General features: G+C 46.3%; 21 protein-coding genes. 15 read left to right on the forward strand and 6 right to left on the reverse strand.

Features of this window, described 5'->3' with window-relative positions; all coding sequences use genetic code 11:
* Positions 1 to 108 precede the first annotated feature (108 nt).
* From ACETMN_RS13205 to ACETMN_RS13250, 10 genes are all read left to right on the forward strand, one after another.
* Positions 109 to 978, forward strand: a complete 870-nt coding sequence (locus ACETMN_RS13205) for an effector binding domain-containing protein (protein WP_091016912.1) — start codon at positions 109 to 111, stop codon at positions 976 to 978.
* A gap of 41 nt (positions 979 to 1,019) precedes the next feature.
* Entirely contained in the window at positions 1,020 to 1,478 is a 459-nt protein-coding gene (locus ACETMN_RS13210; protein ID WP_091016910.1) for a VanZ family protein, read from the forward strand.
* Positions 1,479 to 1,787: 309 nt separating this feature from the next.
* Entirely contained in the window at positions 1,788 to 3,500 is a 1,713-nt protein-coding gene (locus ACETMN_RS13215) for a glycoside hydrolase family 13 protein (protein ID WP_411736219.1), read from the forward strand.
* 98 nt (positions 3,501 to 3,598) lie between these two features.
* Positions 3,599 to 4,291, forward strand: coding sequence for a metal-dependent hydrolase (locus ACETMN_RS13220; protein ID WP_091016906.1), 693 nt, complete (start codon positions 3,599 to 3,601; stop codon positions 4,289 to 4,291).
* Between the two features lie 239 nt (positions 4,292 to 4,530).
* Positions 4,531 to 5,886, forward strand: a complete 1,356-nt coding sequence (gene dctA / locus ACETMN_RS13225) for a C4-dicarboxylate transporter DctA (RefSeq protein WP_091016905.1) — start codon at positions 4,531 to 4,533, stop codon at positions 5,884 to 5,886.
* A 374-nt stretch (positions 5,887 to 6,260) separates the two neighbouring features.
* A complete protein-coding gene (gene treC / locus ACETMN_RS13230; RefSeq protein ID WP_091016903.1) occupies positions 6,261 to 7,982 on the forward strand; it encodes an alpha,alpha-phosphotrehalase in 1,722 nt (573 codons plus the stop codon).
* Positions 7,983 to 8,010: 28 nt separating this feature from the next.
* Positions 8,011 to 10,029 carry a PTS system trehalose-specific EIIBC component gene (treP, locus tag ACETMN_RS13235; RefSeq protein ID WP_411736220.1) on the forward strand — a complete coding sequence of 673 codons (2,019 nt, stop codon included), beginning with the start codon at positions 8,011 to 8,013 and terminating at the stop codon, positions 10,027 to 10,029.
* Positions 10,030 to 10,251: 222 nt separating this feature from the next.
* Positions 10,252 to 11,100 (forward strand): chemotaxis protein, encoded by an 849-nt coding sequence (locus ACETMN_RS13240; protein WP_411736221.1) that lies wholly within the window; start codon positions 10,252 to 10,254, stop codon positions 11,098 to 11,100.
* A 79-nt stretch (positions 11,101 to 11,179) separates the two neighbouring features.
* On the forward strand, positions 11,180 to 11,458 hold the full coding sequence (locus ACETMN_RS13245; protein ID WP_411736222.1) for a YkgJ family cysteine cluster protein: 279 nt from the start codon (positions 11,180 to 11,182) through the stop codon (positions 11,456 to 11,458).
* Between the two features lie 76 nt (positions 11,459 to 11,534).
* Positions 11,535 to 11,738: a hypothetical protein gene (locus tag ACETMN_RS13250; RefSeq protein WP_017688872.1), complete on the forward strand. Its 204-nt coding sequence runs from the start codon at positions 11,535 to 11,537 to the stop codon at positions 11,736 to 11,738.
* A gap of 85 nt (positions 11,739 to 11,823) precedes the next feature.
* Here ACETMN_RS13250 and ACETMN_RS13255 read toward each other — a convergent pair whose 3' ends face one another.
* From ACETMN_RS13255 to ACETMN_RS13265, 3 genes are all read right to left on the reverse strand, one after another.
* Positions 11,824 to 12,183 carry an AbrB family transcriptional regulator gene (locus tag ACETMN_RS13255; RefSeq protein WP_411736223.1) on the reverse strand — a complete coding sequence of 120 codons (360 nt, stop codon included), beginning with the start codon at positions 12,181 to 12,183 and terminating at the stop codon, positions 11,824 to 11,826.
* Between the two features lie 4 nt (positions 12,184 to 12,187).
* On the reverse strand, positions 12,188 to 13,498 hold the full coding sequence (locus ACETMN_RS13260) for an MFS transporter (RefSeq protein ID WP_411736224.1): 1,311 nt from the start codon (positions 13,496 to 13,498) through the stop codon (positions 12,188 to 12,190).
* A gap of 77 nt (positions 13,499 to 13,575) precedes the next feature.
* A complete protein-coding gene (locus ACETMN_RS13265) occupies positions 13,576 to 14,280 on the reverse strand; it encodes an O-methyltransferase (protein ID WP_091017723.1) in 705 nt (234 codons plus the stop codon).
* 139 nt (positions 14,281 to 14,419) lie between these two features.
* On the opposite strand from ACETMN_RS13265, the gene ACETMN_RS13270 reads away from it, so the two are divergent.
* Positions 14,420 to 15,316, forward strand: coding sequence for a LysR family transcriptional regulator (locus tag ACETMN_RS13270; RefSeq protein ID WP_411736225.1), 897 nt, complete (start codon positions 14,420 to 14,422; stop codon positions 15,314 to 15,316).
* 112 nt (positions 15,317 to 15,428) lie between these two features.
* Here the strand turns inward: ACETMN_RS13270 and ACETMN_RS13275 are convergent, their stop codons facing one another.
* On the reverse strand, positions 15,429 to 16,145 hold the full coding sequence (locus ACETMN_RS13275; RefSeq protein ID WP_091016890.1) for a YoaK family protein: 717 nt from the start codon (positions 16,143 to 16,145) through the stop codon (positions 15,429 to 15,431).
* A gap of 85 nt (positions 16,146 to 16,230) precedes the next feature.
* On the reverse strand, positions 16,231 to 17,109 hold the full coding sequence (locus ACETMN_RS13280; protein WP_091017721.1) for a prolyl oligopeptidase family serine peptidase: 879 nt from the start codon (positions 17,107 to 17,109) through the stop codon (positions 16,231 to 16,233).
* Positions 17,110 to 17,354: 245 nt separating this feature from the next.
* On the opposite strand from ACETMN_RS13280, the gene ACETMN_RS13285 reads away from it, so the two are divergent.
* Both ACETMN_RS13285 and ACETMN_RS13290 read left to right on the forward strand, forming a co-directional pair.
* Positions 17,355 to 18,098 carry a GTP pyrophosphokinase family protein gene (locus tag ACETMN_RS13285; protein WP_036608962.1) on the forward strand — a complete coding sequence of 248 codons (744 nt, stop codon included), beginning with the start codon at positions 17,355 to 17,357 and terminating at the stop codon, positions 18,096 to 18,098.
* 6 nt (positions 18,099 to 18,104) lie between these two features.
* A complete protein-coding gene (locus ACETMN_RS13290; RefSeq protein ID WP_411736226.1) occupies positions 18,105 to 19,340 on the forward strand; it encodes a multidrug effflux MFS transporter in 1,236 nt (411 codons plus the stop codon).
* A gap of 138 nt (positions 19,341 to 19,478) precedes the next feature.
* On the opposite strand, the gene ACETMN_RS13295 is transcribed toward ACETMN_RS13290, so the two are convergent.
* On the reverse strand, positions 19,479 to 20,081 hold the full coding sequence (locus tag ACETMN_RS13295; RefSeq protein WP_411736227.1) for a hypothetical protein: 603 nt from the start codon (positions 20,079 to 20,081) through the stop codon (positions 19,479 to 19,481).
* A gap of 274 nt (positions 20,082 to 20,355) precedes the next feature.
* Between ACETMN_RS13295 and ACETMN_RS13300 the strand changes: the two genes are divergently transcribed.
* Positions 20,356 to 21,348 (forward strand): iron-hydroxamate ABC transporter substrate-binding protein, encoded by a 993-nt coding sequence (locus tag ACETMN_RS13300; protein ID WP_244660926.1) that lies wholly within the window; start codon positions 20,356 to 20,358, stop codon positions 21,346 to 21,348.
* Between the two features lie 166 nt (positions 21,349 to 21,514).
* On the forward strand, positions 21,515 to 22,135 hold the full coding sequence (locus ACETMN_RS13305) for a flavin reductase family protein (protein WP_411736228.1): 621 nt from the start codon (positions 21,515 to 21,517) through the stop codon (positions 22,133 to 22,135).
* Positions 22,136 to 22,299 lie beyond the last annotated feature (164 nt).

Raw genomic sequence — 22,299 nt, forward strand, 5'->3', positions numbered from 1 at the left:
TCTTTCATCATACAAGTTCGCACACAAAATCAAAAAAGTGAACTGGATCTCAGTCATACTACATAAGAAGTCGTTTGATATTTTGAATTAGATAGGGGAGCCGTCACTATGGATCATTACACACAAATTCAGCTTGCTATTGAGTATTTGGAGCAGCATTTGCAAGATGATTTTAATATCAGAGAGACGTCCGCTGCTGCGAACTTTTCGGCGTTTCATTTTCAGCGTTTATTCCAGGCGATCACCGGATTTACGGTACTTGAATATGTGCGCAGACGAAGATTAACGGAAGCTGCAGGGATGCTGCGGGGCACATCGGAAGGCATATTGGACATTGCGATGAGCTTTGGCTATCAATCCCAGGAGGCCTTCACCCGTGCATTTTCAACCTACTTTGGAATGACACCCGCGAAGCTGCGTAAGCTGGAAGCGGAGCAGTTGTCTCTTTTGAAGATGCAACAGAGCATTGATTTTAATGATTATCGAACTTCACTTGGTGGAACATTCCACATGAACACACCCCGTCTGGTCACATTGGCACCGAACTGGATCATCGGCTATGAATATAAGACCAACCTGAATGACAATCAGCATTATGCTGAAATACCCGGATTTTATCACGATTTTGGCATGGAACAAAAATTCATGGCAATCCCGGAGAGGACACGCCCTGATATGGCTTACGGTGTGGCCTGTCATTTTGAAGAGGATGGAGCATTTTCTTTTATTGTGGGTGAAGAAAGCAGTGGAGCATCCCAGGTACTTGAACCCGGTTTTACTTCGATTGAAATTCCGGGCGGCTTGTATGCAGAGTTCACCGTGGAAGGCTCCGGGCAGGATATTCGGAAAATGATCTATGGCAGTTGGTTGCCTCAGTCGAACTATGAACGTAGGGAAGGGCCGGACTTTGAAGTGACGGATGTCTGGAAATCGACCCCTGAACAACTGGACATGAAGATCTATATCCCGTTAAAATAGACCTTACCGCTTCGCGGAAATCAAGGTCGGAGGACGGATGGATGAGCGAAAAGTCGTGGCTCCACTCCAAGTGGATGCTGACCATTGTTGCTTGTATGGCAGTGCTCTATATACTGATTATGGGCATTTTACTGTTTGTCAGTGGACGAACACCTAGCATGTATTATCAATATAATCTCGTACCCTTCGAGACGATTCGTCCACTTCTTATGGAGAGGGAGAGGTACAATACAGATACCTGGGTCAAAAACCTGTTTGGCAATATCGTATTGTTCATTCCGCTGGGCATTTGGATCCCATGGTTGTTTCGGAGGTGCCGCACATTCCTGACATTTACATCTACAGTTGTTTTGCTTCTGCTGGGTGTCGAGGTCACACAGTTGATTACACGTGTAGGTTCGTTTGATGTGGATGACATTATTCTGAACACGATCGGTGCCTGGATAGGTTACGCCGGATATAAGTTAGTCTTATGTTCACAAAAAAGGACTCGGAATTGAACCGCAGATCGCGGTCCATGACCGGGTCTTTTTTGCATAAGAACCCTTTCTAATGTTTACAAGGGAATCATTTCGGATAAAACATATTAACGGCTTAATATAGTGAACAGAGATTATATATAAATTGAACTAAACATTTACACGAAACGGAGAGGACAGAAATAACCTGAAGAAGCAATCAGCGTTCGCCTTTATACCCGGATTTCCCCCTTATAAGAGGAATTCATAAAATCTGGTGATAACAGCGGTCGGAAGGTCATTCTGTCATCGGAGTATCCAGTGTAAATATGCTTTAGTTCAATTTATATATTGGATAAAGATGAGAGCGAGGTGGGCGATATCGTTTGGTGGAAAGAGAGTGTGGTATACCAGATTTACCCGAGCAGCTTTAAAGATTCGGACGGGGATGGATATGGCGACTTGCAGGGAATCTATGAGAAGCTTGATTATTTGGAGAATTTGGGCGTAGATGTGATCTGGCTCTGTCCCATTTATGATTCACCAGGACATGATAACGGATATGATATCCGGGATTACTACGGCATTTTACGCAAGTATGGCACGATGGAGGATTTTGATCGATTATTGGCAGAGGCCCACAAGCGTGGTCTCAAGATCATGATGGACCTGGTGCTGAATCATACGTCGGATGAACATGCGTGGTTTGCTGAATCACGTTCATCAAAGATGAATCCGAAACGGGATTATTATATTTGGCGTTCAGGCAAAAATGGGCAGGTGCCGAATAATTGGGAGTCCTATTTTGGGGGTTCGGTGTGGAAGCATGATCCCGAGACAAATGAATATTATCTGCATCTGTATTCGGAACAGCAACCGGATCTCAACTGGAACAATGCACAGATGGCAGAAGAGATGTATGAGATGGTGCATTGGTGGCTGGAAAAAGGGGTAGACGGATTCCGTTTCGATGCAGTAGCGCATATCGCCAAGGCAGAGGGTCTGCCAAGTGCACACAATCCGGATAATCTGCCGGTGGTTCCAGCGTATCAGCTCTTTTCCAATCTGGAACAGGTACACTCCATCCTGAAGAAACTGAATAACATGATCCTGAAACCCTACGGACCCATGACGGTTGGCGAGACTTCAGGGCTTGGACCTGAGCAGGCCTTGGCTTATGTGGGAACGGATCGTGATGAGCTTAATATGGTATTCCAGTTTGAGCATATGTTTATCGATGCTAAATCCTCCGGAATTGGTAAATGGAACTATAAGGAATGGAAATTGACAGATCTCAAAGAAATCATGAGCCGATGGCAAACGGTTTTGCATGGTAGAGGCTGGAACGCCAATTATATGGGGAACCATGATCAGCCACGTCCGGTTTCCCGTTTTGGCGATGATGGTAAATATCGGGTGCGTTCTGCTCAGATGCTGGCGACATGGATGCTTACACTCGAAGGGACCCCCTACATCTATCAAGGAGAAGAGATCGGCATGACCAATGTCGCTTTCCCGAATATCGAACAATACCGGGACATCGAGACCAAAAATTATTTCAATCATTACATTGGTCAAGGTAAGTCGAAGCATGAAGTCATGCAGGCGATCTGGCTGAAGAGCCGCGATAATGCCCGAACGCCGATGCAATGGGATGAGACGGAACACGCAGGATTTACCCAGGGTCAGCCGTGGATACAGGTGAATGATAACTATCCCGAGATTAATGTGGCTGATGCCGAAAGTGATCCGCAATCCATTTTGCATTATTACCGTAAGCTAATTGCGCTTCGCAAACAGCATAAAGTGCTCATCTATGGTGCGTATGAACTGCTGCTGCCGGATGATCCGGATATCTATGCCTATACCCGAACGCTGGAAGATGAGCAGATGCTGGTCATTCTGAATTTCCGTGGGCATGAGCCTGAGATGCACTGGCCGGAAGGCTGGAATTCCGAGCATGTCAAGCTGATCATCAGCAATGTAAGCAGACGATATTCTACCGATGAAGGTGCGATTCAGCTTCAGCCGTATGAAGCAAGAGTATATCGTAAGCAGCGGTGAGACGGAGGCTAGCATGATTTTGCGTTGGTGATGAGGTATGATTTATAATAAATAGTGGTTTTCAAAATAATCAAAACATATGTCGGGAGGAATCCAAGTTGTTGAATATTACGTTCCACGGTCACTCCAGTGTACAGCTGAGCACAGAAGAAAAGTCTCTGATCATTGATCCCTTCCTGCGTGGCAACGAGCTTGCCGTCACGAAGCCTGAAGATATTAAGACCGATGTTGTGTTGCTGACACATGCACATATGGATCACATCCTCGATGCTGAGCCTATTGCCAAAGCGAATAACGCCAAAGTTGTCGCTATTGTGGAATTGGCTACATATATGTCTTGGAAGGGTCTGGATACACTTGGCATGAACATGGGCGGAACGGTAGATCTTGATTTCGCTCAAGCCAAAATGATTCAGGCATTCCACACTTCCGGGATTGTGCTCGAAGAAGAACAACGGATCATGTATGCAGGTTTGCCTGCTGGATATATCATTAATATTGGTGGTAAAACGATTTTGCATGCCGGAGACACAAGTCTCTTCGGGGATATGAAAATGATCGGTGATCGTCATGATATCGATGTTGCCTTCTTGCCGATTGGTGGACATTTCACCATGGGACCTGAGGATGCACTGCAAGCGGCCGAATGGTTTAATGCCAAACTGACCATTCCGGTTCATTATGATACATTCCCGGTGATTCGTCAGGATGCGGAACACTTCGTGCAACAACTGGCTGCAAAAGGGTTGGAAGGACGTGTGCTGGCCCCGGGAGAATCTATTACCCTGTGATGCACATTTAACCCCTGTTCAATAAAAAATGGATTTATGGATAAAGACGAATATCACGTCAAGATAACTGACGTGGTATTCGTCTTTTTTCGGTTCCAGGTTCAATTTTCACCAATAGAGTTGGTACAAATGACAAAAACATTGTAATTCCATTGTTGAACTCTCGTTTAGAATGATATAAAAAGTTACACGGAAAACAAAACGGAAATCCGAATTGACCGCAAACAGGGGGAGTGTTCATGTCATTTATGAAATCATTATTTTTTCAAATTATTGTAGCGGTAATCATCGGGATTGGCGTTGGCATTCTGTGGCCGGATCTGGGTAGCTTGCTGCAACCGCTCGGAACAGGGTTCATTAAATTGATCAAGATGATCATCGCACCACTGATTTTCATGGTGATTGTAACAGGCATTGCCAAGATCGGTGATCTGAAGTCGGTAGGTCGCATCGGGCTGAAAGCTATCGTGTGGTTCGAGATTGCAACTACAGTGGCGCTGGTACTTGGATTGGGAACAGCCAATCTGCTTCGCCCCGGTGCCGGAATGAACGTGGACCCTTCAACCATAGATGCAAGCGGCATTGAAGCAAAAACCAATGGTTCCGAGTTACCGCATACGGTAGACTTTATCATGAATATTATTCCGACAAGTGTTGTAGATGCCTTTGCACAAAATGCACTTCTGCAAGTACTGCTCGTGGCATGCCTGTTCGGGGTTGCACTGGCAGCAACCGAGAGTAAGGCAAAAGAGAATGTACTGACGCTGATTGAGAACCTGCTCGGAATTGTGTTCCGCATCATTGGTTATATCATGAACCTAGCACCGATTGGTGCATTTGGAGCCATGGCCTATACGGTTGGTGCCTATGGAGCTTCCACATTATCATCCTTTGGTCTGCTAATTCTGGCATGTTACGGCGCAGCACTGCTGTTTCTGGTCATGCTGGCATTGGCTGCCTGGTGGATTACCGGGCTAAATTTCCTGCAATTTGTGAAATATACCCGTTCTGAAGTGATGCTGGCGATTGGAACCGGATCATCGGAAGTGGTGATGCCACGCATGATGGACAAACTAACCAAGGCGGGATGCGATCGTGCGGTTGTGGGTCTTGTGGTGCCGACGGGGTACTCGTTCAATCTGGATGGCGCTTCAATCTATTTATCATTGGCAACGGTATTTGTTGCTCAAGCCGTAGGGATTGAATTGACCTTGATGCAGCAGATTACGATTCTGCTGGTGCTAATGTTAAGCTCCAAAGGCATGGCAGGAGTACCTGGCTCCGCATTCTTGGCCCTGTCTGCAACGGCAGTGGCTGTCAATGCTTTTCCGGTAGCAGCGGTTGCTCTACTGCTTGGTGCAGATCGATTCATGGATACAATGCGTGTATTCACCAACCTGATGGGCAACTGTGTCGCAGCATTTGTGGTGGCAAAATGGGAAGGTCTGCTGGATCAGAAGCGAATGCGTGCCGTACTCTCTGGTGAGATCAGTGTTGCTGAACTGGAAAGGGAAGAGCAAGCTGCACTATCTTTATTGAAGTTGAATATGCAGGAAAAACAAGGGAAAGCCGTAGTTTCACCGGAGATGTCGTAAGAGGCGTGGCTCCGCTGTGGTGATTAAGTCAAGACAACAACTTTATAATAACAATCCATTACAACAGTAAAAAACAGTAGAATACATTTAAAAAGTTCAACCAAGTTCAACCAAGTTAGACCGTCTGTTGCCCGCACCAATGGTGGGAAGAACAGACGGTTTCTTGTTGTCTCAATACAGATATCATTGGGTTCACGAACGCTGGTTCCAAAATAAATGTTACAGAGGAAAGATTTATGGGGAATGTGTAGAAGAGGCGAAGAATATACATATTATAGTTTCAACTTGTATATACATGTTTACTTATGTAATATAGATATGAAGTTAGCCGAGAACATCACATAAGAGCATTACAATTTATTGGAGGCGTTAACATGAGTTCTAATAACACAACTCCGTCATCTTGGTGGAAGACATCAACGGTGTATCAGGTATATCCGAAGAGTTTTAATGATACAACTGGATCGGGTACTGGAGATATTCGTGGATTAACCGAGAAGCTTGATTATTTGCAGCATCTGGGTATCGATATTGTGTGGTTGCAGCCGGTATATGTATCCCCGCAGCATGATAATGGATATGACGTAGCGGACTATTACCGGATTAATCCGGATTATGGGACGATGGAGGATTTTGACGAACTGTTGAAAGGTCTGAAGGCTCGTGATATGAAACTCATGATTGATATCGTGGTGAATCACTCCTCGACCGATCATGAGTGGTTCCAACAATCCCGTTCTTCCAAGGATAATCCGTATCGGGATTATTATATTTGGAAAGATCCTGCCCCGGATGGTGGTGTGCCGAACAACTGGCAATCCAAGTTCGGTGGACCTGCTTGGCAGTTCGATGAACAGACGGGACAATATTTCCTGACTTTATTTGATAAAACGCAGGCAGATCTGAATTGGGAGAATGAAGAAGTACGCAAAGCTGTACGGGATATGATCAAGTTCTGGGCCGAAAAAGGTGTGGATGGTTTCCGTATGGACGTGATTAACCTGATCTCCAAAGATCAGCGTTTCCCTGATGATGATGGCAGCGTGTCACCGGGTGATGGACGCAAATACTACACGGATGGACCGCGTGTGCATGAGTACATCACCGAGATGTACGATGAAGTATTCGGGCCTTACAACATGGTGACGGTAGGGGAAATGTCTTCCACAACACTGGAACATTGTATCCAATATTCGAACCCGGCTTCCCGGGAGTTTTCAATGACGTTTAACTTCCATCACCTGAAAGTGGATTATCCGAATGGTCAGAAGTGGGAACTGATGCCGTATGATTTTGAAGCGATGAAACAGCTCTTCAGTGAGTGGCAGACAGGCATGCAGGCCGGTGGAGGCTGGAACGCGCTGTTCCTGAATAACCATGATCAGCCACGAGCACTGTCCCGATTTGCTGATGATGGTGACTATCGTGCCGAGAGTGCCAAGATGCTTGCAACAACGATACACGGAATGCAAGGTACACCTTATGTCTACCAGGGAGAGGAGATCGGCATGCCGAATCCGGTCTGGAATGACGTTAGCGAGTTCCGTGATATCGAATCGACGAACATGTACCGCCTGCTTCAGGAAGAACGAGGCAAATCCGCTGAAGAAGCATTCCAAATCGTGAAGGAGCGTTCCCGGGACAACTCCCGCACACCGATGCAGTGGAATGGAAGTAAGAACGCCGGATTTACTACCGGAACACCTTGGCTGAAGGTGGATGAGCGGTATCCTTCGATTCACGTGGAACAGCAGCTGGCTGATCCAGATTCGATCTACTACCACTACCGCAAATTGATTGCCCTGCGTAAACAGTTTAACGTGCTGATCGACGGTCTGTATGAACGATTGGACGATGCACACCCGGATGTATTCGCGTACGCACGGACCAATGGAAGTGAAACCCTGATTGTTGTATCCAACTTCAGTAAACGAGACGTTACGTTCTCGCTGCCGGAAGCGGTCTGGAATGATCACATTGCAGGCAAATCAGCTGAATTACTCATTGGTAATACAGAGGCGGACCCTGCGCTGACGCAGGAAATCTCTCTCAGTCCGTATGCATCCTATATGTGGCTTGTGCCACAACAGGACTAATCACATTTTATAAATAGGAAGTGACACTATGGCAATTGATAAAAAACAGGTTGAGGAGATCGTCCGGGCAGTCGGTGGCAAAGAGAATATTGAAGCTGCTACACACTGTGTTACACGACTCCGGTTTGCCCTGTATGATGAGAGTAAAGTGGATACTGAAAGTCTGGATCAGAATGATCTGGTTAAAGGACAGTTCTCTTCCCAGGGACAATTCCAGGTCGTTATTGGACCTGGTCTGGTGGATAAGGTCTATGATGAGATGATTCAGATTACCGGGGGAGATCGTTCTTCCAAGGATGATGTGAAAGCGGTCGCTGGTAAAAAGCAAAATCCAATTCAGCGAGCGATTAAAACACTCTCGGATATTTTCATTCCAATCTTGCCAGCAATCATTACGGCAGGACTTTTGCTCGGGATTAACAATATTCTGACAGGTCCAGGCATTTTCTTTGAAGGAAAATCACTGGTGGATGTTTATCCAGCCTGGAAGGATCTTGCGTCCATTATTAATACGATCGCAAGTACAGCTTTCACGTTCCTGCCGGCTCTAATCGGTTGGGCAGCTGTAAAAAGGTTCGGCGGCAGTCCGCTGCTCGGGATCGTGCTTGGTCTCATTCTGGTACATCCCGATCTGCTGAGTGCATATGGTTATGCTGATGCCGTAAATGAAGGTACAGTGCCAACATGGAATTTGTTTGGTTGGGAGATTGAGAAGATCGGTTATCAAGGGCAGGTTCTGCCGGTACTGGTATCGGCCTATCTGCTTGCGAAGATGGAAATTTTCCTGAATAAAAGGGTACATGATTCAATTAAACTGCTGGTCGTTGCACCAGTCACGTTGCTGATTACCGGATTCCTTGCATTTACGATTATTGGACCGGTTACATTTGCTATTGCAAATGCAATCACTTCAGGCCTGATCTATGTATACGATTCCTACGCGGCGCTGGGTGGTCTGATCTACGGTGGTCTATACGCTTTGCTCGTTATCACCGGTATGCATCACACGTTCCTCGCGGTGGATGTTCAGCTCATTGGTAGTCAGGGCGGTACGTTCCTGTGGCCGATGCTGGCATTGTCCAACATCGCACAGGGTTCGGCGGCACTTGCGATGATGCTTGTCCTGCGTGAGAAGAAAATGAGAGGACTTGCAGCAACGTCCTCGGTGTCGGCCTTCCTCGGTGTAACCGAGCCGGCGATCTTTGGTGTTAACATCCGTTACCGTTATCCGTTTATCTTTGGTATGATCGGTTCCGCGATTGGTGGTGTGCTGCTGACGATGAATAATGTTCAGGCAACCTCCATCGGTGTAGGTGGCGTACCGGGATTCCTGTCGATTTTCCCTAACAAGTGGGGCGTCTTCTTCATCGGCATGGCGATCGTCCTGGTTGTACCATTTGTACTGACCGTCCTTTTTGGCAGAGCCAAACTGAGAAAAGAAGATCGTAATGAAAGTAATGAAACCGTTGCTGAGCCTAAAGCGGCTACATCGCAGTCTGCTTCGGGTGTTACCTCTTCAACTACAAAAACAGATCCAAACCAGCGCACACGTAGTGCAGCTCAAGTAGGGGACGAAGCAGTGAATACGCTGGAAATCATGGCGCCATTAACAGGTCAGGCCGTATCACTGGAGCAAGTACCAGATCCGGCTTTTGCCGAGAAACAGATGGGTGAAGGTGTAGCGATTGAACCTTCCGGCAACGTTGTTGTTGCCCCGTTTGATGCTCAGGTAGCTCATGTGATCAAAAGTAAACATGCGGTGATTCTTGAACACGCAAGTGGATTACAAGTTCTGATTCATGTCGGGATTAATACAGTATCCCTCAAGGGTGAAGGCTTCAACATGCATGTGGAAGCTGGCGAGCATGTAAAGGCTGGACAAAAACTGTTGGAGTTTGATCGTAAGGTAATTGAAGATGCGGGATACCCGCTGATTACACCGATTATCATTCCAGATGGTCAGGATATGGTTGAACGGGTGGAAGTCACGACAGGTGATGTTACAGCTAATCAAAATGGCGTGTTGAAGGTTCATCTGAAAGGTTAATTGAATACAACAACATGAAGGGGCTGCATGATGAGCAGCTCCTTTTTACTGTATGATCGTTATTTTCATGACGATCATGGTAAACTGTATATAAAATGGAAGAATCACATTTTCAAAATAATGGTGGTTGGAAAGGTTCTAACAAAGCAAGCTTCAGGCATGTTCGAGTCGTGGCGTTCATATGGTGGAGAAAGAGTTCCTAGATCGATGAGGAGGAGAGCCATGACACGTATTGCGGTGATGGTCATTCATGGGCTGGGTATGCGGAAGGATGGGTACGCGGACAAGCTGATTGCTTGTTTGCATAAGGAATTGGACAAGGTGATGGTCTTGTCTGGAGCCTCTAAACAGATGGTGGATATCGAACCTGTATATTGGGCGGATGTATTTGAGGAGCGGGAAGAGGCACTCTTTCAACAGCTCGTCAGCTCTCCGGGATTGAACTTTCAGGCGTTGCGCCGATTTGTCATCCATTACCTGGCTGATGCGGTTGCTTATCAACCTGTGGAAAATCAAGGCCATAACTATGATGCCGTACATCGAACGTTGAATCAGGCGATGCATACCCTTGCACAGCGTAACGGACCCGAAGCTCCGCTCTGTGTGGTTGCCCATAGTTTGGGTGCCGTAATCGCCAGTAACTTCTTCTACGATCTGCAATATTCGTCCAGTCGTGTTCCTGAAGTTGTGGATGTGAACTCGGCTTTGGAGCGGGGCGACACCCTGACCAATTTTTACTCGTTTGGTACAACCCTGCCCTTATGGAGTTTGCGTTACCATGACTTTAGTTGCCCAATTCAGGTGCCCTCTTCCCATGTGAATCACTATTATGCCGGGCTGGAAGGGGAATGGGTGAACTTCTACGATCGGGATGATATTCTGGGTTATCCATTACGCCCCATTGATCCCGCTTATGAGAAAGCGGTCAAAGAAGATATTGAAGTGAACTCTGGCGGCGTGGCGATGAGTTGGAATCCGCTAAGTCATGGGGGGTATTTTTCGAATCGAAGCATGAATCGGAGAATGGCTCAGGGGCTCGCTCGAACCTGGACCTGGATAAATCGCTCATAATTAAGAGGTAGTTCAAAAACTGAAAATCGGTCTTTTTGAACATGTATTGTAAGTGTATTGAAATTAGGAGGGTATATGTATGGAATGCAGGACAGGCTGTGCCGCATGTTGTATCGCGATTTCCATATCATCACCGATACCGGGCATGGCTCATGGCAAGCCGGCAGGTGTACGTTGTGTGCAGCTTACGAATGATAATCGCTGCGGAATTTTTGGCCAAAAAGATCGTCCTGCGGTATGCAGTGGATTGCAAGCTGAGGAAGAGATGTGTGGTAGCACCGATCAGGAAGCACTTGATATTCTAACCTGGTTGGAGCAAGAAACTGCACCGACCGTGATTGCGCCGAAAGTAGTTTAAGTGACTTGTTTTAATTAATCAGGATAATTATACTTAATATGGAAGATGGTCGATCTAGAGAGGAGATGCGAATATAATGGGGCTTGTTAAACGTTTTGTATTGGTTGTTGTGAATATGATCGGAGAGTTATGGATGGGCTTTTACCGACGTAACTCGGATTATTATGATCATCAGACTTCGGAGTCCAAAAGTAAGATTGGCTATTATGCATTCATTATTGGGGCAACAGTGGTTACGGTGGGCATTGTAGGCTGGATGTACAACCGAATTTATTCATAAGTAGTCATTATACTTAAAATTGAATGAGGCCAAATGCTGAAGATGAGTCTGTACAAATAAAAGAGAGTATCCGCAGGATGTGACATCAAATGGATACTCTTTTTGGCATGGAATCAGGCAGGAATATGATCATACTCATCACGTTTAAGAGGGAGGCTGGCAGGCTGGGTGTGTGCATCGTTGTGCTTAATTGAACGACACATATGACAATCATGGGACCCAGCATAAAGGCCGTCGGAAATCGGAGTTTGCGTGCAACCCATGCACCCGCTATACAGAGCGGAGAATAGAGAAGAATCTCGGGGAAAAGGGTATCCCACGTTGCTACTTCAAGAGATTCAGGTATGCTTTCAGATTTAATGAAGGATTCATGTTCATGTGGGACCACTCCTGGTGATGAGATACGTTGCGTTATCTGTGGAACAACCAGACTGCTACTGTTCAACTCATTAAGATCCTGCGAGAGCCCTAGCGGAAGGTTTGGGTTCTCTGAACATTACAAAGTACATCAGTGATGAAATAACGTATAGACAGCCTGTGATGCTGAAAGTGATCGCGTAACCCCAGTACGTTCCATATGTGGTGACCAGATAGGATTGAACAGGTCCCATGGTCGCCCAACCAATCATGAACGAGGTCTGCATCAGTGAATTGGCAATGCCGCGGCGTTTGTCCGAGATCCGATCCACCAGTATGGCTGAATGAATGGGATTGGCTGCGTTCATCAATGCTTGTCTGAACAAGAAACTGAGCGAAGCAATGAACAACAGATTGGTGAAACCTGTTAATAGAAGGAAGGGCAGCGACATGACCTGGAAAATGACAACGGCCCTTACGCTTCCGACCTTTGCTGCCAGGGTAGGACCAATCAGCATGGATACAATCGTCATAATCTGACCAAGTGCAATCAGTAAGCTCATGCCGCTCAGAGAAACCGAGAACCGATTGGTGAAATACAGATTCAAATACGGTACAACCAGTCCGGAACCTAATCCAATTAACAACTGAGTCACTATAAACTGATTAATCAGTCGGGAATCTTTTTTCTTGGTGATCGAATCATTCGTGTTGGCGGTATTCGTCAAACTTTCTTTTAGATTTGTATTGGGTTGAAGATCTGATTGTGCCGGAATGGTTGTCTGCGGAGCAGCCTTGCCTTCGGTTACAAATAACAGTGGAATAAACGCAGCCAGTGTTGCTGCACCACCGACAAATAAAACCGTCTGTAATCCGGTCACTTTGGCGAGTCCTGCCGTATGTAACAAATCTGCAAATACGCCGCCACCCAGGCTACCAAGAACCTGGGAAGCGAGCACAAGGGATGAATAATAACTGAACATCTTCAGCCGCTGGCTTTTTTTGACGTTTTCCGCCAGATAAGGAATGGCCAATACTTGGAATACCCCAGCGAAAAGGCCAGAAAATACCGCGAACCAAATCAGTCCTGTAGCTGAATAATCGAAGGAGCGTCCGATTAGAAAGATTCCGCTGAATAATGCCCCGGTAATGAGTAATCGCTTGCGGCTGAACAGATCACCGCATAGACCGATAGGAACAAACATAATGGCTGTTGCGAGTGATTGAATACTTACAATCTGGCCGTTCATTGTATCATTATAGCCCAGACCCTGAATGTACAGATTGTACAAGACAGAGAACATGCCATTTCCGATCTGATACAGAATGCTAGCCAGGAAAAACAGTTGAATATTGCGGGACCAGCCGCGAATTTCATCATTAATATGTTGTAAAACTCTCAAGTGGTTCCCCCCAGTCTGCCTGTGCAGTGATTCCAGTTTAACAGGAAAGGGGAATTTGCGGAAGAATTGACCACTGTTTATTTTGGTTCAGGGGCATCAATCACACGAGCAATGACGAATCCATCGTAACCTTTGCTACCGACGGTTTGCAGTGCTGTAGCTTCAAGCCGAGGGTGATCCGCGATCAACTGCAGGAATGATCGAACACCTTGAACTCTAGGGTCTGTGCTGTCTGTGCGGATCACTTCACCGTCCCTGACGATATTATCACCAATAATAAGACTTCCCGGCCGAGTCAGTCGCAGGGCCCATCTCAGATAATCGGGATTACTCGGTTTGTCAGCATCGATGAAGATCATATCAAACGGTTCCCTGTATTCTTCCTGAACATCGGGAAGGGTGGTTAGGGCAGGACCAACTCTCAGGTCAACCATGTGCATCAGTCCTGCTCGTGTGAGATTGGCTCGGGCCAAGTCTGCATGGTGTGATTCGGATTCCAGTGAGACGATGCGTCCGTGTTCAGGCAGCGCTCTTGCCATCCAGATGGTACTGTATCCACCCAATGTGCCGATTTCAAGTACACGGGATGCGCCTTGGATTTGCAGCAGGAGCTGAAGCAGCTTTCCTTGATTTGGTGTTACGTCATGTGCAGGGAGTCCAGCTTCGGCATTGCTTTGCAGTGTATGTTTCAGCAGGGAATCTGATGGTACCAGCAGATTATTCATGTAGTCGTCAACTTGAGTCCAGGTATGCTGTAGTTCGGTCGTATTTATATTTTTCATCTTCAAATGTTCCTTTCCTTGTTCCTTGTATTGGATTTCATATTTCAACTATAAATGGAGTAGATGTATAAATAAAATATATATTATGTATGATAATATAACTTTAGATTATGTATTTGACGTGGAAGAGGTGTAACACATGAATCTGCATGGATTACGATTATTTCATGCCATTGTGAGATATGGCGGGGTCACTCGTGCCGCAGAGGAACTGAATATTAGTCAGCCTGCGGTATCTTCTCAGGTGAAGAAATTTGAACGTGAATTAGGAATCCAGCTTTTTGTTTCGGAGGGAAGAAGACTGGTGCTTACGGATGCGGGGATACAGTTAACAGGATATGCGGAACGTCTGTTCATGCTGGAGCAGGATGTCGAGAATTTTGTGCAGGATTTTCGGGAGGGCAAAAAAGGACTAATCCGTCTTACGGCAACCTACTTGCCTTCGAATTTTCTGTTGCCTGGCTGGATTGCGCGGTTTAAGCAAATGCACGAGGATGTGGAGATTGTTGTGAGCACAACCAACACCCGGATGGCCTTTGACCAGTTGCTTCGTTATGAGGCAGAGATTGCAGTGTATGGTGGAAGTGGCATTACGCATGCGGGTGTCCAATGGGATGAATTGTTTGACGATGAGATGTGGTTTGTTGTGCATCCTAACCATCCGTACGCGGGAAAAGAAATCGAGCTGCATGAGATGATGGCAGAACCGTTCATCATGCGCGAAGAAGGCAGTGCCACGCGTGAGAGACTCGTCTCCCTTTGCACTACAAATAACCTGGCCCCTCCCCGCATTGCGCTTCAGTTCAACGGGCTGAACGAAACGATCAGTGCGGTGAAGGCAGGTTATGGGGCCAACTTTATATCTTCTTTGGTTGTGAACGAAGATGTGCAGCAAGGCAGGCTGGTACGTGTGTTTGTTCGAGGTGTGCGGCTGAGAAATACGGTTGCTGTATGTACACGAGCCGGGGAGGTATTATCACCTGCTGCACAGCATCTTGTCAAGCTTATCCGCCAAGAGGCGTCTTTGATGAAATAAATAGCGTGATTGTACTTAACTTAAAATATGTGTTCAAAAAGACCAGTTTTCAGTATCCTAAAGCGGATATTTGCACAGCCTGTTGAAAATGAATGGGTTGCTTATTTAACTATTAACTTTCGCTTTGTTGTGAAGTTCCCCATGCATGTAATCGGGCGTATAGGGTTACGCCGCCAATGATCAGGACAGGAATCCAGACTGCAATCATGGGCACATGGTGGAATAACAATGCGGCTGCAATGACGCCGATCAAATAGATGACAACAGCACCTGCACGAAGGTAGGAGTCTGTGGACAAGGCTTTGGCTAACGATCGGATATTGGCATGTCGCAGCTTTTTGAGGATGCTTACGGTATCCTCAACCACAGCGGCCAAATTATTGGTGAGCACAGTTGTTGAGATGCCAGCAATGCCAATGCGGCGTGCCGCAGTTGTTTGCATCCCCATTGCAACGGCTAGGATGACAATTAACAGATAAGACAGTTGTTCTGAAAATGGACTAATCATGGCGATGGCGAACAGCAGGAGCAATATGCTTTCAACAGTAAATACGGCTGTGACCTTGGAGGACCAGCCATTTTTGGTCTGCACATGTCCAACCATATATGCTGCAATGGCATTGCCGGCAATAAAACCAATGAGAGCAAGCAATGACCGAATTACAACAAATTCCTGAGCACGGGCAATGGCAATACCCAACAAAACAATATTTCCCGTCATATTGGCTGTGAGCACATGCCCCAGTCCCAGATATCCGATCAGATCCACCATTCCGGCAGACATACAGAGAAGCAGCATGGCATATTTTTGGAGGGTGCTTTGATTCATCCTATCCGTCCTTTCAAAAAAACATAGCCCCTCTAGTATACAGCCATAACCCATGCTTCTTCAAAATGAATTCATAGTGCAAGATTTAAGGTGCAGCGAGCCAATCAAACATATTGTTCACTGCTGACTCATGTATTTTCTCGTGAAAATGATGATCCTGCCCGCCATAAGCGTGAAATGTGACATCCGCACCTCGGCGCTTAAGCCAGTGATACATTCGGGTTCCATGGCTATAGTTCACCTGTGTATCTGATGTACCATGCATGATCAGCACCGGACAAGATAGTTTGTTCGCTTTGGATAAGGGAGAACGGGCGAGATAAGCTTCCGGAGCTGTGCGAGGGGAACCACCTAATACCCGCTTCAATGTGCGCCTCAGGTCGGTTCGCTCATGGTAAGTGCGTTCCACATCGGCGACACCGCTCCAAAGAACTAACTTATGTACTTTGTCCGGTCCCTCATTATAGGCAGTTGCGGTATGTACAGCATTAATGGCCCCACGTGAGAACCCCATTAACGATATCCGTGTCCGGTCGACAAAAGGTAAACGCTGCATCAACCGGTATGCGGCATGCACATCTTCGACATCTTTCCCGCCATACTCGTCACGGCCTTCACCACCTTCGTTGCCACGATAGGATGGGGCGAACACGATATAACCTTTATGTACAAATTGCTCAAGCCAAACGGTATTTACCCCGCCATAGCTGCCAAGTCCGCCGCGACAATAGATCAGCACAGGCCATTGTTCCGGTATATTATCCGTATCATGCATTGTTGCAGAAGGGTAGTGGCTGGCGAGTGGTTGCAAATGTAGAGATGTATGTATTGAAGCGAATTTCGGAAAGGCAGAGGAGACAGAGTCGAAATGAGAAGTTTCATATGTCGTGATATCAGGTAATGAACAACCTTGTGGCAGGTATAAATAAGCTTTAACCCGAAGTGTATCGGATGAATACGTCACTTGATAGAGCAGGAAAATCAACCTCTTTCATCGGTAATAACAGGCCAAATGACAGGGATGTTTCTATAGGATGCACGTAAAATAAGTTCCCATACCTTCCACGCTGGATCGCCAGCCCAAATGTGAGAAATTCGTTTATTGGCTCCATATGATTTATAATGGTTCAGGAGACATGTGGATTGACCGCTTGTTCTCATATTCATAAAACTAATTTTAGTGTGCAGAAAGAAAGGGAGAAAGCCATGATGAACGCTCCACATCCAATCGATCAATTCAAGAAATTCAAATATGAAATTACCAGATTTATGATGATCTATAAATTTGCTCTGGATCAAATGGAGACCAAGATTGAAGTCCTGAAGGAAGAATTCCAGTCTCTGCATGATTACAGTCCAATTGAGCATACAAAGTCCAGACTGAAATCTCCTGAGAGCATTATGAACAAGATGTTCCGCAAAAATCATGAGTTAACATTTGAGAGCATCAAGCAAAATATCAAGGATATCGCCGGGGTACGGATTACATGTTCCTTTATCTCGGATATCTATCGCATTAAGGATATGCTGTGCAACCAGAGTGATCTGCGTGTACTGGAGGTCAAAGACTACATCGAGAATCCAAAGCCAAACGGCTACCAAAGCCTTCACCTTCTGGTGGAAGTGCCTGTGTACATGTCCAATGGTGAGGAACGAGCATGTGTGGAGATCCAGATCCGTACAATCGCGATGGATTTCTGGGCGAGTCTGGAGCATAAGATTTTTTATAAATACAATAAAGATGTTCCCGAGCATTTGACGAGAGAGTTAAAGAGTGCGGCAGATTCGGCAAATGCGCTGGATCAACAGATGGAGCGACTTCACCGGGAAATTCAGGAGATCAAGGACGCCGATAACGAGCGGGATGAAGAAGAGTTGCGCCGTATTATTATTAACAATCAACAGTTCACACTGCCGTCCAACCTGCTCAAGCTACTGGGTAGCGGAGAGTAGGATTTGATGAAGAGTACAATGGCTTCATTGAACTCAAACTCCACATCCCGTGTACGGATGGCTTTAATTCTGGGGACGTTGTCGGCCTTCGGGCCGTTGTCCCTGGATATGTATTTACCCGCATTACCCACGCTGGCTGATGAGTTTGGTTCATCTACTTCGTATGCTCAACTCAGTCTGACGGCGTGTATGATTGGACTTGCGGTTGGACAGTTGCTTGCCGGACCTCTAAGTGATGTACGTGGTCGGCGAACACCGCTCATTGCAGGACTTGTGCTCTATACTATCGCCTCCATACTTTGCCTGGTCAGCCCGACGATGGGCTCTTTTGTTGTGCTGCGGTTCATTCAGGGTGTAGCTGGAGCGGCAGGGATTGTCATCTCGCGCGCAATCGTCAGAGACGTATATTCAGGCCCGGAACTGACACGGTTCTTCTCCCTGTTGATGCTGATTAACGGCGTAGCCCCGATTGCTGCACCGATCATTGGTGGACAAATGTTGACATATACGTCATGGCGCGGCGTATTTATTTTGCTTAGCCTCATCGGTATTCTGACGCTGTTGGCTGTTATTTTCGGCCTTGGAGAGACATTGCCCTCCAACCGCAGATCAAGCGGGGGATTGAAACAGACCCTGATTACGTTTCGGCAAATCGCAGGGGATCGTCAGTTTATGGGTTATGCGTTGACCCAGGGGTTCGTAGCGGCTGGCATGTTTGCCTACATATCCGGTTCACCGTTTGTGCTTCAGAAGATATACGGGGTATCGCCGCAAATATTCAGTGTTTGCTTTGCCATAAACGGGCTTGGCATTATTCTGGCTAGTCAGGTTGCCGGCAAACTTGCAGGTAAGGTATCTGAGACCCGGCTGTTAATCGCGGGGCTGCTAACCGCGGCGCTCGGAGGAACTTCACTGCTCATCGCCATTCTGGCTGAAGGTAATCTAATCTCTGTACTGATTCCGTTATTTCTGGTGGTATCCAGTGTTGGGTTGGTCAATACCGCGTCCTTCGCCTTGGCGATGGCCAATCAGGAGAAATCGGCAGGCAGTGCGTCTGCGCTTATTGGTGTGATGACGTTCCTGTTCGGTGGTATTGTCGCTCCCCTCGTAGGTCTCGGGGGAGAAGGCACAGCTGTGCCAATGGGAATCGTTATCGCGTGTGCTGATCTCGGTGCCTTGGTGATTTACTTCCTAATGGTCAGTAGGGGCATGAAGCGTCAGAAGGGTCAGGCGTTGAGTTAAATGTACTGATTCTGAACACCTTGCGTTTATGGAGTCATAAAATAGTGTAAAGTTATTTTGGGTTAAAGAACGAACAAGAGCCTCACCTGGAAGGAATTATGCTTCCAAGTGAGGCTCTTGCTGTAGGTAAGGACAAGTTTAGCAGAGCGCAAACAAAATTTGTGTATTGGACAGTATACCTGGCGTGAGGAATGGATAGAAGTATCCTACCACAAAACCAAACAGATTGATGGCAGGCCACATCAGGTACACATCATTGTATGTGAAGACAAGAGACCACCGGTTGTAGCAAAAGTTGGGCAGTGCACGTTCTTCGTTTTCTCGAGGTGCCGCTGCACCCGTCTGTGCAAATTGCACAGCTTGATTAAGACTTTGCGGCTGTTGCTGGAGGAAGAGCGGAAGCAGACCCGGGCTGCTTTTGATCAGGTTATACAGAAAAATCATCTCTGCCGGAGGCTGACCTACCGGCCGGGGATAGCCACTAAGCAGCGTCGGCAGATTGCCTTGAGTCAGCTGCGCAGGTACGCCCGGTGCTGTACCCGGGATCGTACCTGGAATGCCTCCAGGGATATATGGACCGGGTCCTCCACCTGGAATGTATGGAGGATAGGAGCCTTGACCGCCAGGTATACCAGGAAACGTTGGACCACCCGGTGTGCCGCCACCGCCTGGGAACAGTGGAGGCAATTGAAAGGAACGGTCTTCTCCATAACTTAGATAAGGATTATATTCGTAATACATGTATAGAACATCCTTCCTGTCGTCGTATTCTGCATTCAGCATATGGCGGCATTCGCCTATAGGTGAATCTCGCCAAGAAGATTTTATATGATCCACTCGGGACATAATCGGATTGACAACTGGACTGATAACAATTATCATTGTCAATGGAATTGGTCAAATGTACATGCGGATATTATATGTATCAATAATAGTATCAATATTTTTGAACATTAAAATCTGTCACAATAACGCCGAATAAGGTGTTCATAATGAAATGAGAGGGGTTAACAAATTGCTTAAGAATAATAGAAAGATGATCATGCTTCTGATTACGGTGATGGTTATGTCCATCTGGTTGGCAGCGTGTGGAGCGAAGCCGGCAGAGAACGGAGCAGCAGGAGAGAAAGATACAACAACGGAGACAGAGACGCAAACAGAATCCGCTACAGCGCGCACATTAACAGATGCTATGGGACACAAAGTAACCATCCCGGCTAATCCGGAGCGTGTCATCGCGTCTTATCTGGAAGACAATTTGGTAACACTAGGTGTTAAGCCAGTTGCTCAGTGGTCGGTAGCCAACGGAATCCAGGAATATCTGCAAAAAGATCTGAATGGTATCCCGACGATTGCTTTTGATCTGCCTTTTGAAGCGGTAACAAGTTTTAACCCGGATCTGATTATTGTTGGTTCTGAAAGTGTGGTTGAAGGAGAAAAATACGAACAGTACAGTAAAATTGCACCTACTTATGTACTTGGCGATGAGATCAATAGCGACTGGCGTAAAACGTTGCTGAAAATCGGTGAGATTTTGAATAAGAGTGATGAAGCGCAAAAAGCGCTGGATGATTACGAAGTTAAAGCTACAGAAATCAAGGAAAAGATCAACAACGTTACAGGTGGAACAAAATCAGCAGCGGCCATATGGTTGGTTAGCGGCAAGTTCTTTATTGTAAGTGACAACGTATCAAGTGGAGAAGTAATGTACAAAGAACTTGGACTTCAAGAGCCTGAAGTTGTAAAAGAAATCTCTGCCAATGCAACAGGTAACTGGTCTTCCATCTCTATGGAGAAGCTGGCGGAAATGGATGTAGACTACTTGTTCTTTGTTAATAGTGATGCAGGTACTGGAGCGGAAGCACTGAAAGATCCAGTGTGGCAAAGTATCCCGGCTGTAAAAAATGGCAATTTGTTTGAATTCACCCGGTCCAGCAGCTGGTTGTATAGTGGAGTTCAAGCGAACCTTCAAATTATGGAAGACATTCAGAACAGCATTGTTAAATAAGAAATAGTCGATATGAAAAAGCATGTTTCTACTTCCTGGTGCAATAGACACCAGGGAGTTTTTTTGTTAATTCAGCATTTTACGTTATATAATAAATATGAGTGTGTGATCGTGTCTTGAAGTGACATTGACACTTGTTACACGAGCAGGGAAGGGGATATTACATATGTATACATTGGATCCACGTGAAATAACGGGAAGAGACAACTATAAACTGATGAGTGGTTCGGTGGTGCCACGCCCAATTGCTTTTGTGACGACACGTTCAGATGAGAATGGTGTGATCAATGCAGCGCCTTTCAGTTTCTTCAATGTGGTCAGTTCGGACCCACCGCTGTTATCCATATCCATTGCACGTAAAGACGGCATTATGAAAGATACTGCGCGTAATGTACTTGCTCATCAAGAGCTGGTCGTGCATATATGTGATGAAGCAATCATAGCAGAAGTAAATGAGACAGCAGCTATCCTTGAACCCCATGAAAGTGAGCTTGAGCGGACGAAACTGACCCCAGTGCCAAGTACAAAGGTTGCCGTGCCAGGAATAAAGGAAGCTCTTATTCGGATGGAGTGTGAGCTGTATCAGCACATTCCCATTACCAACGATGATGGCAAACCGATGAGTGATCTGTTGCTGGTACGCATAGTGCAATATCATTTCAGCCAAGAAGTCTACAATCCGGACAAGGGGTATATCCTGATGGATCATTTGAAACCAGTCAGCCGACTTGCGGGTAATGATTATGCCAAGCTCGGAGAGAGATTCACCATAATTCGACCTGAATAGTTATGAAAGATCCTATATGTAATTTGTGAAAGGGTTTGACCCTGTTGATAAAGGCGGACAACACATGCGAAACTCGCATAGGTTGTCCGCCTTTTGTTGTGATATGAACATAAACGGGACAGGAAGTGAATAGACTTGTACTATATCCTGCACATTTCTATATG

It is taken from the genome of Paenibacillus sp. M2, from assembly GCF_046713495.1.
Taxonomy (GTDB): domain Bacteria; phylum Bacillota; class Bacilli; order Paenibacillales; family Paenibacillaceae; genus Paenibacillus; species Paenibacillus amylolyticus_B.

What these genes read in the sequence shown, in the direction of transcription:
- ACETMN_RS13205 (WP_091016912.1), top strand. Translation starts at nt 109, where the DNA reads ATGGATCATTACACACAAATTCAGCTTGCTATTGAGTATTTGGAGCAG.
- ACETMN_RS13210 (WP_091016910.1), top strand. Translation starts at nt 1,020, where the DNA reads ATGAGCGAAAAGTCGTGGCTCCACTCCAAGTGGATGCTGACCATTGTT.
- dctA (WP_091016905.1), top strand. Translation starts at nt 4,531, where the DNA reads ATGTCATTTATGAAATCATTATTTTTTCAAATTATTGTAGCGGTAATC.
- treC (WP_091016903.1), top strand. Translation starts at nt 6,261, where the DNA reads ATGAGTTCTAATAACACAACTCCGTCATCTTGGTGGAAGACATCAACG.
- treP (WP_411736220.1), top strand. Translation starts at nt 8,011, where the DNA reads ATGGCAATTGATAAAAAACAGGTTGAGGAGATCGTCCGGGCAGTCGGT.
- ACETMN_RS13240 (WP_411736221.1), top strand. Translation starts at nt 10,252, where the DNA reads ATGACACGTATTGCGGTGATGGTCATTCATGGGCTGGGTATGCGGAAG.
- ACETMN_RS13245 (WP_411736222.1), top strand. Translation starts at nt 11,180, where the DNA reads ATGGAATGCAGGACAGGCTGTGCCGCATGTTGTATCGCGATTTCCATA.
- ACETMN_RS13250 (WP_017688872.1), top strand. Translation starts at nt 11,535, where the DNA reads ATGGGGCTTGTTAAACGTTTTGTATTGGTTGTTGTGAATATGATCGGA.
- ACETMN_RS13265 (WP_091017723.1), bottom strand. Translation starts at nt 14,280, where the DNA reads ATGAAAAATATAAATACGACCGAACTACAGCATACCTGGACTCAAGTT.
- ACETMN_RS13270 (WP_411736225.1), top strand. Translation starts at nt 14,420, where the DNA reads ATGAATCTGCATGGATTACGATTATTTCATGCCATTGTGAGATATGGC.
- ACETMN_RS13275 (WP_091016890.1), bottom strand. Translation starts at nt 16,145, where the DNA reads ATGAATCAAAGCACCCTCCAAAAATATGCCATGCTGCTTCTCTGTATG.
- ACETMN_RS13285 (WP_036608962.1), top strand. Translation starts at nt 17,355, where the DNA reads ATGAACGCTCCACATCCAATCGATCAATTCAAGAAATTCAAATATGAA.
- ACETMN_RS13290 (WP_411736226.1), top strand. Translation starts at nt 18,105, where the DNA reads ATGAAGAGTACAATGGCTTCATTGAACTCAAACTCCACATCCCGTGTA.
- ACETMN_RS13295 (WP_411736227.1), bottom strand. Translation starts at nt 20,081, where the DNA reads ATGTATTACGAATATAATCCTTATCTAAGTTATGGAGAAGACCGTTCC.
- ACETMN_RS13305 (WP_411736228.1), top strand. Translation starts at nt 21,515, where the DNA reads ATGTATACATTGGATCCACGTGAAATAACGGGAAGAGACAACTATAAA.